The 13,024-nt window shown below is 71.0% G+C and carries 15 protein-coding genes and 1 pseudogene; 6 read left to right on the forward strand and 10 right to left on the reverse strand.

Translation table 11 applies throughout. The features are described from left to right. Nucleotides 1-38: 38 nt before the first annotated feature. Together BKI49_RS23410 and BKI49_RS23415 are read left to right on the forward strand one after the other, a co-directional pair. Nucleotides 39-1,193 (forward strand): adenosine deaminase, encoded by a 1,155-nt coding sequence (locus BKI49_RS23410; protein ID WP_095936222.1) that lies wholly within the window; start codon nt 39-41, stop codon nt 1,191-1,193. A 139-nt stretch (nt 1,194-1,332) separates the two neighbouring features. Beyond that, a complete protein-coding gene (locus tag BKI49_RS23415) occupies nt 1,333-1,686 on the forward strand; it encodes an ATP-binding protein (RefSeq protein ID WP_095936223.1) in 354 nt (117 codons plus the stop codon). Between the two features lie 77 nt (nt 1,687-1,763). Here BKI49_RS23415 and BKI49_RS23420 read toward each other — a convergent pair whose 3' ends face one another. From BKI49_RS23420 to afsQ1, 5 genes are all read right to left on the reverse strand, one after another. Then, the gene (locus BKI49_RS23420; protein ID WP_095936224.1) at nt 1,764-1,964 is read right to left on the reverse strand and encodes a PspC domain-containing protein; all 201 of its coding nucleotides are present in this window, start codon (nt 1,962-1,964) and stop codon (nt 1,764-1,766) included. 91 nt (nt 1,965-2,055) lie between these two features. Continuing rightward, on the reverse strand, nt 2,056-2,607 hold the full coding sequence (locus BKI49_RS23425; protein WP_095936225.1) for a VanZ family protein: 552 nt from the start codon (nt 2,605-2,607) through the stop codon (nt 2,056-2,058). 256 nt (nt 2,608-2,863) lie between these two features. Then, nucleotides 2,864-3,490, reverse strand: a complete 627-nt coding sequence (locus BKI49_RS23430; protein ID WP_095936226.1) for a hypothetical protein — start codon at nt 3,488-3,490, stop codon at nt 2,864-2,866. Next, nucleotides 3,487-5,058, reverse strand: coding sequence for a sensor histidine kinase (locus BKI49_RS23435; RefSeq protein WP_095936227.1), 1,572 nt, complete (start codon nt 5,056-5,058; stop codon nt 3,487-3,489). Before BKI49_RS23435 ends, BKI49_RS23430 begins: the two co-directional genes overlap by 4 nt. 121 nt (nt 5,059-5,179) lie before the next feature. Further along, a complete protein-coding gene (afsQ1, locus tag BKI49_RS23440; RefSeq protein WP_028802973.1) occupies nt 5,180-5,857 on the reverse strand; it encodes a two-component system response regulator AfsQ1 in 678 nt (225 codons plus the stop codon). 295 nt (nt 5,858-6,152) lie between these two features. Here afsQ1 and BKI49_RS23445 point away from each other — a divergent pair, with 295 nt between their 5' ends. Then, nucleotides 6,153-6,944 carry a SigE family RNA polymerase sigma factor gene (locus tag BKI49_RS23445; protein ID WP_095936228.1) on the forward strand — a complete coding sequence of 264 codons (792 nt, stop codon included), beginning with the start codon at nt 6,153-6,155 and terminating at the stop codon, nt 6,942-6,944. A 156-nt stretch (nt 6,945-7,100) separates the two neighbouring features. Here BKI49_RS23445 and BKI49_RS23450 read toward each other — a convergent pair whose 3' ends face one another. Then, complete coding sequence (locus tag BKI49_RS23450; RefSeq protein ID WP_095936229.1) at nt 7,101-8,075, reverse strand: hypothetical protein; 975 nt, start codon at nt 8,073-8,075, stop codon at nt 7,101-7,103. Between the two features lie 264 nt (nt 8,076-8,339). Between BKI49_RS23450 and BKI49_RS23455 the strand changes: the two genes are divergently transcribed. After that, entirely contained in the window at nt 8,340-8,747 is a 408-nt protein-coding gene (locus tag BKI49_RS23455; RefSeq protein WP_179332542.1) for a peptidase inhibitor family I36 protein, read from the forward strand. Between the two features lie 30 nt (nt 8,748-8,777). Here the strand turns inward: BKI49_RS23455 and BKI49_RS35950 are convergent, their stop codons facing one another. Then, complete coding sequence (locus BKI49_RS35950) at nt 8,778-9,416, reverse strand: uridine kinase family protein (protein ID WP_095936231.1); 639 nt, start codon at nt 9,414-9,416, stop codon at nt 8,778-8,780. A 231-nt stretch (nt 9,417-9,647) separates the two neighbouring features. Next, a pseudogene (locus tag BKI49_RS36345) lies at nt 9,648-9,836 on the reverse strand (ATP-grasp domain-containing protein); the annotation flags it as partial. A 79-nt stretch (nt 9,837-9,915) separates the two neighbouring features. Between BKI49_RS36345 and BKI49_RS36350 the strand changes: the two are divergent. Next, nucleotides 9,916-10,047, forward strand: coding sequence for a hypothetical protein (locus BKI49_RS36350; protein ID WP_373557578.1), 132 nt, complete (start codon nt 9,916-9,918; stop codon nt 10,045-10,047). Nucleotides 10,048-10,161: 114 nt separating this feature from the next. Then, entirely contained in the window at nt 10,162-10,572 is a 411-nt protein-coding gene (locus BKI49_RS23470) for a hypothetical protein (RefSeq protein WP_095936232.1), read from the forward strand. Between the two features lie 123 nt (nt 10,573-10,695). On the opposite strand, the gene BKI49_RS23475 is transcribed toward BKI49_RS23470, so the two are convergent. Next, the gene (locus BKI49_RS23475; RefSeq protein ID WP_095936233.1) at nt 10,696-11,580 is read right to left on the reverse strand and encodes an aldehyde dehydrogenase family protein; all 885 of its coding nucleotides are present in this window, start codon (nt 11,578-11,580) and stop codon (nt 10,696-10,698) included. Next, complete coding sequence (locus BKI49_RS23480; protein ID WP_095936234.1) at nt 11,573-13,024, reverse strand: aldehyde dehydrogenase family protein; 1,452 nt, start codon at nt 13,022-13,024, stop codon at nt 11,573-11,575. Before BKI49_RS23480 ends, BKI49_RS23475 begins: the two co-directional genes overlap by 8 nt.

A 13,024-nucleotide genomic window follows, 5' to 3' on the forward strand; every position in this document is an offset into this window, starting at 1 on the left:
AACAGGAGTTCTACGCGCGTAGGGGCTACAGTGCGGAAATGACGAGCCAGATCCAGAACACGCCGAGCTCGGAACAGATCCGCCGGGCGCCCAAGGTGCTGCTGCACGACCACCTCGACGGGGGCCTGCGCCCCGGCACGATCGTCGAACTCGCCGAGGAGACGGGGTACTCCGGTCTCCCCGAGACCGATCCCGACAAGCTCGGCGTCTGGTTCCGCGAGGCCGCGGACTCCGGCTCCCTGGAGCGGTATCTGGAGACCTTCGCCCACACGTGCGCCGTCATGCAGACCCGGGACGCCCTCGTCCGGGTCGCCGCCGAGTGCGCCGAGGACCTCGCCGAGGACGGCGTCGTCTACGCCGAGGTCCGCTACGCGCCCGAGCAGCACCTGGAGGGCGGCCTCACCCTCGAAGAGGTCGTCGAGGCGGTCAACGAGGGCTTCCGGGAAGGGGAGCGCCGCGCCCGGGAGAGCGGCCACCGGATCAGGGTCGGCGCCCTGCTGACCGCCATGCGGCACGCGGCCCGCGCCCTGGAGATCGCGGAACTGGCCAACCGCTACCGCGACCTGGGCGTCGTCGGGTTCGACATCGCCGGTGCCGAGGCGGGCTACCCGCCCACCCGGCACCTCGACGCCTTCGAGTACCTCAAGCGGGAGAACAACCACTTCACCATCCATGCCGGCGAGGCCTTCGGGCTGCCCTCCATCTGGCAGGCCCTCCAGTGGTGCGGCGCCGACCGGCTCGGCCACGGCGTCCGGATCATCGACGACATCCAGGTGCGCGAGGACGGCTCGGTGGAGCTCGGGCGACTCGCCTCGTACGTCCGTGACAAGCGCATCCCGTTGGAGCTGTGCCCCAGCTCCAACCTCCAGACCGGTGCCGCCGACTCGTACGGCGCCCATCCGATCGGACTGCTGCGACGGCTGCACTTCCGCGCGACGGTGAACACCGACAACCGGCTCATGTCCGGTACGAGCATGACCCGTGAATTCGAGCATCTTGTCGACGCATTCGGTTACACGCTCGACGACATGCAATGGTTCTCGGTCAATGCTATGAAGTCAGCATTCATTCCTTTCGATGAACGACTCGCCATGATCAATGACGTGATCAAGCCCGGATATGCAGAACTGAAGTCCGAATGGCTGTTCCAGCAGACCGCCTCCACCAGCGGTTCTGCGGCGAATCAGGCCTGATGAGAGGGGTCGGGAGGCGGCCGGGTCTTCACCCCATCTCCATGACTCGGCCGTTTTTCGATGTTTGCGACGCGTTGCCTCGCGTGTTTACGTTTTTGGACCGCTCACCCCGCCTCACGGATCCAAGGACGCGTTAGAAATGAAGCAGTCTGCTGCCAAGACCCTCGGTGTCGCCGCTCTCGGTGCCGCCTTCGCCGCGGCCGGCGCGGGTGCCGCCAGCGCGGCGCCGGCCGTGCCGGACACCTCCGCGGCGCTGGACACGGTCACCCAGACCCTGCCCGCCGAGAACGTCGCCAAGGCGCTGCCCGGTGCCGGTGAGGCGCTCACCCAGGGGCAGAGCGCGCTCGGCACGGGTGTGGCAGCCGCACAGCCCGCCGCGGCGAAGCTTCTCGCCGACGGGCCCACCGCGCCGGTGGCCGGACTGCTCGGAGGCCTGCCGGTGCAGGGACTGCCCACCCACGGCCTCCCGGTGAACGGTCTGCCGATCGGCTGACGCCGTCCGTGTGCACAACGCCGATGGGGCGCACCCCGGTTGGGGTGCGCCCCATCGGCGCGTGCGCGGGAGGCGGCTCACCAGGCGGTGCGGGCCTTGTCCTCGGACGGGAACAGGATCCACAGCGCTATGTAGAGCAGGAACTGCGGGCCGGGCAGCAGGCACGACACCAGGAAGATGACGCGCATCGTGGTCGCGGAGGTGCCGAAGCGCCGTGCCAGCGCGGCGCACACTCCGCCGATCATGCGGCCGTTCGTGGGGCGGGCAAGGGCGGTCATGGTGGCTCCTTCGCGAACCGTCTCCGAGTGCCGGACTCTCCGGCCTTCGATGTCTTCGACGCTACGCGGACGAAGCGGGACAGGCCTCGCTCTACGGTGCGATCCCGACCCTGGGAATCGTCGGGGTCCGACCCTGAGCCGTGTCCTCCCGGGGAAGGGCCGCGCCGTCGCGGGTCCCGGCCCGTCGGCGGAGCCGGGCGCGGGCCGCGGGCACGACGGCGAGGTGGGCGAGGGCCACGCCGACGGTGTTGAGCAGCATGGAGTCGACGTCCACGACCTGCCCGGGTACGCCGGTCTGCAGCAGCTCGATGCCCAGTGAGATCAGGGCGCCCGCGGCGACCGTACGGGTCAGGGAGCCGAGACGGGAGACGGCCAGCTTGCCGCCCGCCAGGGGAAGCAGCACCCCGAGCGGGGCGAGCAGGCCGACCCCCTCGGCGATGCGGCGGGCCGCCGCCTGGGGGCCCAGTGCGAGGTCGGCTCTGATCCCCGCGAACGGCCGCAGATTGGCGGCGCTCACCCAGGGGACGTCCAGGGGGCGCAGTGTGATCCAGGCGACGAGGGCGAGGTGTGCGACGAGGAGGACACCTCCTGCCACACGGACGCGGGTCACGGCACTGCCGCCGTCTGAGCCTTGACGCTGCACGACCCCGTAGACGCGGCGCCCGGCACGATCGGTTCCGGGGCGACAGGTTTTCGACCCGTCCGGACGCCGGCCCCGCACGGTCGGGGGAATCCCTACGGAGTTTCGTCGGGATCAGCCCGGGTTCGCGACGCCCGGCACGGCACCTCGCCGCGTCGTCGGACCACCCGAGTACGCGCATGACGCGGGTGATCCTCCGTCTTGCGATGCACCGCACCGGACGCCGCGGACTGATCCGACCCGATCCGAACGAAACCCCCTAGCCCTCGACCGCCGACGACGGGGGCGCGTTGGTGCCGGGATCGGAACGGACCTCGGGGGTGCACTGGTAGCTGCGGAGCGGGGCCGGCACGGGACCGCCGAGGACCACCGAGCCGTCGTCCTCGGCGGCGGCCGAGTCGGCGAAGGTGCAGACGATCTGGGCCAGCGCCGCCCGGGTGAGGTTCTCCGGCGGGGTGCTCAGCCGGAGCGTGTTCTCGGGATCCCTGCCCCGGGGGCCGCTGACCGTCATGCCGCCGCGGACGTCCGTGGTGTAGCCGGCCTGCTGCTCGGGCGGGGAGGGCGTCTCGGCCAGCTCGTCGAGGAGCCCCTGGGCGACCAGGACGCGGCGTGCCGCCTCCGCGGTCCCGTCCGGGATGCGGACCGACCGGTCGACGGTGACCAACTGGGCCGAGCACAGCAGGAAGACCTGGACCGGCACCCCCCGCGAGGACTGGGTGGAGATGTCGGTGCCCGACAGGGCGCAGGGCACCCGCGACGGCGCCGGGCCGAAGTCCGTGGGGACCTGGGTGGAGCGGATGCCGCAGCCCGCGAGCAGCGCGGCGAGCAGCGGGACGGCCAGCCAGGGGCGTACGCCACGCCGGCCGAGGGGTCGTGCGGTGGTCATCCGGCGGTGCCTTCCGTGCCGTTCCCGTTCCTGTCGCGGGGATCGTCGGCGAGCAGCTCCGACGCGTCCTGGGGCAGGCGCAGCGTGAACACCGCTCCTCCCTCGGGGGAGTTCGCCGCGGTGATCTCGCCGCCGTGGATGTGCGCGTTCTCCAGGGCGATGGACAGTCCGAGACCGCTGCCCTCGGAGCGCGGGCGCGACGCGCTCGCCTTGTAGAAGCGGTCGAAGACGTGCGGCAGGACGTCCTCGGGGATGCCGGGACCGTGGTCCCGCACCTCGATGACCAGTTCCTCGCCCTCCAGCCGCACGGCCACCCGCACCGGCGAGCCACCGTGCTTGAGGGCGTTGCCGATCAGGTTCGCCAGGATGACGTCGAGGCGGCGCGGGTCGAGGCGCGCCATGATGCCGCGCTCCGCGTCCAGGTCCACCGCGTCCAGCCAGGCGCGCGCGTCGATGCACGCCGTGATCTGGTCGGCGATGTCCACGTAGTCGAGGACGAGGCGCGCGGTGCCCGCGTCGAAACGGGTGACCTCCATCAGGTTCTCGACGAGGTCGCCGAGTCTGCGGGTCTCGCTGACGACGAGGCGCACGGCCGGCTCGATCATCGGGTCGACGCTGCCGGTCTCCGCGTCGAGCTCCTCCTCCAGGACCTCGGTGACGGCCGTGATCGCCGTCAGCGGCGTCCGCAGTTCGTGCGACATGTCCGCCACGAAGCGGCGCGAGGCCTCGTCCCGGGCGCTCATGTCCGCGACCCGTTTCTCCAGTGCTTCCGCCGTACGGTTGAACGTCCTCGACAGGTCGGCGAGTTCGTCGGTGCCGGAGACCCGCAGCCGGGTGTCGAGCTTGCCCTCGCCGAGGCGGCGGGCCGCGATGCCCAGACGGTGCACGGGCTTGAGGACCGTGGTCGCGGCGGCCTGGGCGAGCAGCGCGGAGCCGATCAGCGCGAGTCCGGTGGCGATGCCCAGGGACCACGCGAGCGAGTTGAGGTCCTTCGCCTCGGGTTCGAGGGACTTGAGCATGTAGCCGGTGGTGGTGCCGCCGATCACCTTGGCGCCGCCCACGAGGTACGGCTTGTCGTTGTCGGTGATGCGCTGCCAGTACAGGTGGTACTGGGACTCGTTGTTCGAGTTCAGCGGCTGCTTCCTGTTCACCGCCTTCTGCAGGGACTCGGGCACGTCCTCCAGCGTGAAGGTGTCCAGCGCGGAGTTGCCGACGACGGTCTTGCCGGCGCTGTCCTCGGCGACCAGGAGCACGCTGAAGCGCTGGCTGCTGTTGGCCATCTGCCCGGCCGTGCGCTGGAGTTCGTCCTGCCCGGGGTGCACCGGCAGCATGCTCGCGTGGTTGCGCATCTCCTGCTGGAAGTCGCGCAGCACCGCGTCCTGCGTACGCGTCAGCACGGCCTCGCGGTTGAGCCAGTACGCGATGCCCGACGCCGACACGGCGGCCGTCAGCGCGACCAGCCCGAACACCACGACCAGCCGCAGCCGCAGGCTGGTGAAACGCAGGCCGGACAGCAGCGCCTTGCGCGCCGCGGCCCAGCCGCGGAGCTCGTCCTGCGGTTTGGTCACGGTGTCCGAACGCTCGCTTCCCCGCGCGTGCGGCGCACGGACGCGATCTGCGGTCCCGGTGCGCGGAGGGTTCGACGACGGCCCCCGTCGGGGCGCGGCCCGACGGCCGCTCTCGCGTCGCTCACGACGGCGAGTCCAGGCGATAGCCGACGCCCCGCACGGTGCGGATCAGGGTGGGGGAGGAGGGAACGTCCTCGACCTTGGCGCGCAGCCGCTGCACACACGCGTCGACGAGCCGCGAGTCGCCCAGGTAGTCGTGCTCCCACACCAGACGCAGCAACTGCTGTCGGGACAGCGCCTGACCGGGACGGCGGCTCAGCTCCAGCAGCAACCGCAGCTCGGTGGGCGTCAGTTGGAGGTCCTCGCCGTTCTTGGTGACCGTCATCGCGGCACGGTCGATGACCAGCGAGCCGAACGTGGCCGAGTCGTTGGCCTCACGCTCGCCGCGTCGCAGCACGGCACGGATACGGGCGTCGAGCACCCGGCCCTGCACGGGCTTGACGACATAGTCGTCGGCGCCGGACTCCAGGCCGACCACGACGTCGATGTCGTCGCTGCGCGCGGTCAGCAGGATGATCGGCAGCTGGTCGGTGCGCCGGATGCGCCGGCACACCTCGAATCCGTCGATGCCGGGCAGCATCACGTCCAGCACGATCAGATCCGGTCGCTGCTCGCGCAGCAGTTTCAGACCGTCCTCGCCGGTGGCAGCGGTGGCCACACGGTGTCCCTGGCGCGTCAAAGAGAGCTCCAGGGCCGTACGGATGGCGTCGTCGTCCTCGATCAGCAACAGGGAAGGCACGAACGTCATTCTGGCCCATGTCATGGCCGGGTATCGACCGTTGGAGCGCTCCCATCCATCTCCCGCACAGAAGGAGGGCCCTCCCGCGTGGCGGGGAGGACCCGAGTGGTCATCTGCGTAGTCGTACCGCTCTTCTCTGTGATCGGCCTGTGGCGCGCCCACGGACGGGCCCTGTGACAGGTCTGTGACAGTCGGCGGACACGGCCATGAAGTGCCCCGGGCAAGCTTTTCGACACGAGCAAGGCAGTACGGCGAACGAACCGAAGAACCGGGACTCCACGACGGGGGGCGCGAGATGAATACGCTGCACAGCACCAGCACTAGCGCAGTTGTCACGCGTCTGCACGACGTCACCCGGGTCACGGAGAAGTCCGGTGCCGTGAGCGGGCGGGGGTGCGCTCGCGGCACCGGGCGTCAGCACACCGCCTACATGACGGTGGTTGACGCGTTCACGGGGGAGAGCCCCGCGGCATCCGCCGCGGGCGCTGCCGGGGGGAAGGCTCACGGGGGAGCCGCGTACGGGGAGGGCACGGGGGAACGCCGCCAGACGGCGGAGACGGCGAATGCGGAAGCGGCGTTCACCGCCTACGTCCAGGAGCGTCGTGCCTCCCTGTACGCAACCGCCTATCACCTCACCGGTGACCGGTTCGAGGCCGAGGACCTGCTGCAGAGCGCGCTGTTCTCGACGTACAAGGCCTGGGACCGGATCAGCGACAAGGCCGCGGTCGGGGGCTACCTCCGCCGCACCATGACGAACCTGCACATCAGCGCGTGGCGCCGCCGCAAGCTGAACGAGTACCCGACCGAGGAACTGCCGGAGACGGCCGGTGACACGGACGCGATGCGTGGCACCGAGCTGCGCGCCGTGCTGTGGCAGGCGCTCGCCCGGCTGCCGGAACTCCAGCGGACGATGCTGGTCCTCCGCTACTACGAGGGCCGCACCGATCCGGAGATCGCGGACATCCTCGACATCAGTGTCGGCACGGTGAAGTCGAGCATCTGGCGGTCCCTCCGCCGGCTGCGCGAGGACGAGGTCCTCAGCTTCGGCCGTGACGAGGAGGAGTCCTTCGGGGAGCTCGTCGCCTGAAGGTCTGGGGGGAACGCAAGGGGAAACAGGCAGCACTCGGGGGAGTGGTGCCGGGGGGAACCAACGGGGTCACGGGGGACCACGGGGGAAACGAGAGAAGGTCCAGGCGGACGGGGGGTTCGCCTGGACCTCTTTTCGTGTGCCGCGCGTTGCGGGCTACCCCGTCTTCTTCTTCTCGTCCGCGAGGACCGAGCGCGACCGCTCGACCATGCGCCGCTTGCGTTCCGCGACCGCGGCCAGCGCCTTCTTGTGCTGCCCGACCAGCCGCTTCTGGTGCCCTGACTCGATGTCGTGACGCGTCACCACATAGTCGGTGGCGCTCTTGCAGCGCACGTCGGCCTCCGCCGTCCTGATCTCCTCGGCGGAGGGAGCGGGGAAGCCCGGGTGCGGTCCGTCCGGGCTCGTCCGCCGGCTGCGCCAGGTGGTGTCGTCGACCGCGGAGAGCGGGTCGGGATAGCGCAGTCCGGACTTGCCCATGCAGGCGCTCCACCGCTTGTCGAGGGCGCGGACCGCGGCGTCCTCGCGGGTGGTGGCGGAGGCTTCGAGGAACAGGTTCTGAACGACCATCAGGTCGTCGGCGGCCCGGTCGGCCAGGGCGGCGCGCTGGGCCGCGCCGTGGCAGCCGCCCTCGGGCACTCCGTCCGGTACCGGGGCCGCGGCCGTTCCGCTCCCCTTGTCGGCCCGCTGTGCGGTACCGGTGTAGACGGCCTTCGCGGCGGGCGTGATCGTCCGCTCCTGTGCCGCGCCCCGCCGCTGCGCCGCCACGGCCTGCCGCTTGGTGACGCCGTCGGGCAGCGGCGGCTTGTAGCCGTAGACGCGGACCGACTCCAGGTCCGTGGGCCCGTACTTGCGTGCGTTGGGCGGCAGTTCACCGGCGGGCGCCTGGTAGGCGGGCCAGCTCACGCCGTACTTCCTCATGCAGGAGCGGGCCAGGACGGAGACGGCGCGGTTGACGGCATCGGTCTCCCGCGCGTCCGGGAGATAGGCGTCCAGGGGGTACGCCTTCGGAGCGTGGGCGAAGGAGGTGGCGACCGCGGGCGCGGTGTCCTCGCCGTCGCGCCCGTCGTGCCCGCCCCGGGCCTGCTCGCCCGAGGAGCAGGCGGTGGCGAGGAGCGCGACGGCGGCCGTCACGGTGATTGTCGCCCGAGAACGGGTCGCCGGTCTCGTCCAGTTGAGCATGTTTCAGATGATCACTCGTGCTGCGGGCCGTCAAGTGCCGTCAGGCGAATGACAGTTCGAGTAACCGGTTTCTGGTCATGGTCGACGATCTTTCGGCCATTCACCGGAACGCGTTCCGGTACGGCGCCGGTCGGTGTGCCAGGGTCACGAGCGCAGTACGGCGCTCTCCGCCCGCACGGGCGGTGGGCCCCACAGCGCCGGAAAGAAGGGTACGGAATGAGAAGCGCACGCGTTCTCGCGGCCGCATCGGCGATGTCCGTCGCCGCGATCCTCGCCGCGACGACCCCCGCGCAGGCGGCCGGCAACGACGGCACCTGCAACACGGACGAAGCCTGCATCTACCGCCTCGCGGACTACTCGGGCGGCATCTACGACACGCTGTCCAGCAAGAAGAGCTACAGCGGTCTCGTCTTCCACGGAACGTCGACCACCATCGACAACAAGGCGAGCGCGGCCAAGAACAGGGACCCCGACAACAACCTGTGGTTCTACCAGCTGGACAACTGGGCGGGCGACAGGTGGGGCGTGCCGGCCGGCGCCTCCACGAACTTCACCGGCTCGGACGACAACAAGTGGTCCTCACACTGCTGGTCCGGCGCCACCGCGGGCTGCCCGGGCGGCTGACCCGGCCCCGCGCCACCGGGCGCCGGGCCGCTATGCCGCCGTCGGGCGCGCGGTCACCCGGCGTCCGGCGGCAGCGGCGGTCAGCCGGCCCAGCGCCTCGGCCTTGTCACAGGGGTGCGCGCCCAGAGCCGCCTGGCGCGCCACGATCGAGCGCTCGGCGCGCATCAGCCGCCAGCCGCGGCGCAGCAGGAACGGTACCGACTTGCGGCCCTCGCGCAGATCGCGCAGGAACCGGCGGCGGAACGTGGTGACCGGGCCGCGCGACAGGCACAGCGCGTCCGCCAGCAGGCCCAGCTCCCGGCAGCGCTCCACGATCTCCGCGGCGAAGACCCCCTCCGCGATGAACAGCGGCGTCCGCTCGAAGCGCAGTGTCTCGCTGCCGGTACGGGCGCTCAGCGAGATGTCGTACACGGGGATCGTCGTCCCGCCCGTACGGCACAGCTGCTCGATCGCGGCGACCGCGGCGTCCGCGTCCCAGGACAGCGGATGGTCCCAGTCGATGTCCTGGCTGTCCTCGACCAGCGGCAGCGTCGGGTCGGTGCCTTCCTTGTAGAAGTCGTCGAGGCGGAGGACGGGGAGCCCGGAGTCCGCTGCGAGAAGGGACTTCCCGGAGCCGGAGGGGCCGCAGAGCAGCACCACACGGGTGGGTATCGGGGGCTGGGTACCCAATGTTCTGGACCTTCTGTGAATCGGCCTGGCTTCGCCACGCGTCGGACGCCTCCAGGACATTATCCCCTTCCCGGGGCCCGCCCCGGCCCCGCCGGAATCAGCCCGTGACGGGCTCCGTGGCCGGTTCCGGCTCCTGGCCCGCCACGGGCTCGTCCCCTGTTCGGACACCGGCTCCGTCACGAAGCGCACCGACGCGTCCAGCTTCCGCGCCAGGGCCTGCGCCTCCTCCGGGGTGTCGGCGCCGACCGCGATCAGGGCCACCCGGTTGCCGACCGAGCGGTGCGGCTCGATGACGTCGCCCGGGGCGACGGCCGGCTCGGCATGGATCACCGCGGGGTGCGCGACCACCTCGTCCCAGCCCTCCACCGGATTCAGCCGCCCGGACGGCGGGGTCAGGAAGCGGATCGCCGAGCCGCGCACCGGCTCGAGGGCACTCCGGTCGATCGGGCGTTCCAGGACGTCGTCGGCTCCTTCCGAAGGGCTGAGCCACCCCGGACGGGTGCACTACGTCTACATCGGCGCCGACCGCAGCAGTTTCCACAGCGGCTTCACCATGGCCGACCAGGACCGGATCGAGATCGACTTCACCACGCACGGGGTACGGCTGACGCACAGGGTGGACTGGCGCTGATATGCCCTATGACCCGCAGGGGCGAATCCGCCGCCGGGACGGCCCGGAACGCACACGGGTCAACTACTGTGCGTGTCGTTCACGTTGCTCTCCGCTCTTCGAAGAGGAAATCTGATGGCGCGACACGCAGCCCGGCAGACCACCATGGCCCGCACCACCGCGCGCATCGCCGCCGCGGTCGGGGTGGTCGCTGCCGGCGCGGCCGCGGCCACCCCGGCCTTCGCGGACACGGCCCCCGCCGTGGACGTCATGCGCACCCGGCCCACCTCCATGGGCAATCTCGACCCGCAGGCGGGCGTCGAGGCCCTGACCGGCACCGTGGGACATGTGACCGGCCCTGTGGAGGGACTGAAGCCCAACCCGCTGGCCGGCACCGGAGTGGACCCGCTCGACAACGGGGTGGGCACACAGCTCGCCGACTTCAAGCCGCTGTCGTCGCAGGCGCTGACCAGGCCGCTCGCACAGGCGCCGTCGGTGGGCAGCATCCCGGTCCTCGGCCAGGCGACGGGCCTGCTGCACGGCTGACGCCGGACACGAGAGAGCCGCGCTCCCCCCGGACGGAGGGGAAGCGCGGCTCTCTGTCGTGCGGGACCCCGGGGACACGGATCGGGGTCCCGGGTCCTCGGTGCGAGGCGCGGGACGAAGGGCTCAGTAGGACGAGCCGGACGCGCCCAGCGCGCCGGTCGGGTGCCAGACGGTCTTCGTCTCCAGGAACGCCGTGAGGCGCTCGATGCCGGGCGTCGCAAAGTAATCCACAGCCTGTGGACGGACGACCCGCTTGAGATTGTCCGCGGCGGCGATCTCCAGCTCCTTGGCCAGCACCTCGTCGGCGCCCGCGAGGTCGATCGCGTTGACGTCCTGGTGCGCGGCCAGCGGCGCCGCGATCTCCGCGGTCCGGCCCGACAGCACGTTGACGACGCCGCCGGGGACGTCGGAGGTCGCCAGCACCTCGCCCAGCGACAGCGCCGGGAGCGGGGACTTCTCGCTGGTGACCACGACGGCCGTGTTGCCGGTCGCGATCACCGGGGCGAGCACCGAGACCAGGCCCAGGAAGGACGACTCCTGCGGGGCCAGCACGGCCACGACACCCGTCGGCTCGGGCGTGGACAGGTTGAAGTACGGGCCCGCGACCGGGTTGCCGCCGCCCACGACCTGGGCGATCTTGTCCGTCCAGCCCGCGTACCAGATCCACCGGTCGATCGTCGCGTCCACGACGGCCGCGGCCTTCGACTTCGACAGCCCCTCGGCGTCCGCGACCTCCCGCGCGAACTGCTCCTTGCGGCCCTCCAGCATCTCCGCGACGCGGTAGAGGACCTGGCCGCGGTTGTACGCCGTCGCCCCGGACCAGCCGCCGAACGCCTTGCGCGCGGCGACGACCGCGTCACGGGCGTCCTTGCGGCTCGACTGCGGCGCGTTCGCCAGCCACTTGCCCTTGGAGTCGGTCACCTCGAACACCCGGCCGCTCTCGGAACGCGGGAACTTCCCGCCCACGTACAGCTTGTAGGTCTTGAAGACGCTCAAACGGTCAGACATCGAGGTACGCCTCCAGGCCGTGACGACCGCCCTCGCGGCCGAAGCCCGACTCCTTGTAGCCGCCGAACGGCGAGGTCGGGTCGAACTTGTTGAACGTGTTGGACCAGACGACACCGGCGCGGAGCTTGTTCGCCACCGCCAGGATGCGGGAGCCCTTCTCCGTCCAGATGCCCGCCGACAGGCCGTACTGGGAGTTGTTGGCCTTGGCGACCGCCTCGTCCGGGGTGCGGAAGGTCAGGACCGACAGCACCGGGCCGAAGATCTCGTCCCGGGCGATGGTGTGCGCCTGGGTGACGTTCGTGAACAGCGTCGGCGCGAACCAGTAGCCGGACGAGGGCAGTTCGCAGGCCGGCGACCAGCGCTCGGCGCCCTCGGCCTCGCCCTTGTCCGCGAGCGCGGTGATCCGCGCCAGCTGCTCGGCGGAGTTGATCGCACCGATGTCGGTGTTCTTGTCGAGCGGGTCGCCCAGACGCAGGGTGGACAGCCGGCGCTTGAGGGAGTCCAGCAGCTCGTCGTGGATCGACTCCTGGACGAGCAGGCGGGAGCCCGCGCAGCAGACCTGGCCCTGGTTGAAGAAGATGCCGCTGACGATGCCCTCGACGGCCTGGTCGATCGGGGCGTCGTCGAAGACGATGTTCGCGCCCTTGCCGCCCAGTTCGAGCGTGACCTTCTTGTCGGTGCCCGCGACCTGACGGGCGATCGCCTTGCCGACGGCGGTGGAGCCGGTGAAGGCCACCTTGTTCACGTCCGGGTGCTCGACGAGCGCCGCGCCCGCGTCGCCGTACCCCGGAAGGATGTTGACGACGCCCTTGGGCAGGCCCGCCTGGCGGCAGATGTCCGCGAAGAATAGGGCGCTCAGCGGCGTGGTCTCGGCGGGCTTCAGTACGACCGTGTTGCCGGTCGCCAGCGCCGGGGCGATCTTCCACGCCAGCATCAGCAGCGGGAAGTTCCAGGGGATGACCTGGCCCGCGACGCCGAGGGGCCGGGGGTCCGCGCCGAAGCCGGCGTGGTCGAGCTTGTCGGCCCAGCCCGCGTAGTAGAAGAAGTGCGCGGCGACCAGGGGGAGGTCCGCGTCGCGGGTCTCCTTGATGGGCTTGCCGTTGTCCAGCGTCTCCAGGACGGCGAGCTCACGGGAGCGCTCCTGGATGATCCGCGCGATGCGGAAGAGGTACTTGGCGCGCTCGGAGCCGGGCAGCGCCGACCACTTCTCGAACGCCTTGCGGGCCGCCTTCACGGCACGGTCCACGTCCTCGGCGCCGGCCTGGGCGACCTCGGAGAGGACCTCCTCGGTGGCGGGGCTGACGGTCTTGAAGACCCTGCCGTCCGCCGCCTCGGTGAACTCGCCGTCGATGAAGAGCCCGTACGACGGGGCGATGTCGACGACCGCGCGGGACTCCGGCGCGGGCGCGTACTCGAATGCGGATGACCGCTTCTCGATGGTCAT

Source organism: Streptomyces sp. Tue6028, from assembly GCF_002300165.1.
GTDB classification, from domain to species: Bacteria; Actinomycetota; Actinomycetes; order Streptomycetales; family Streptomycetaceae; genus Streptomyces; species Streptomyces siamensis.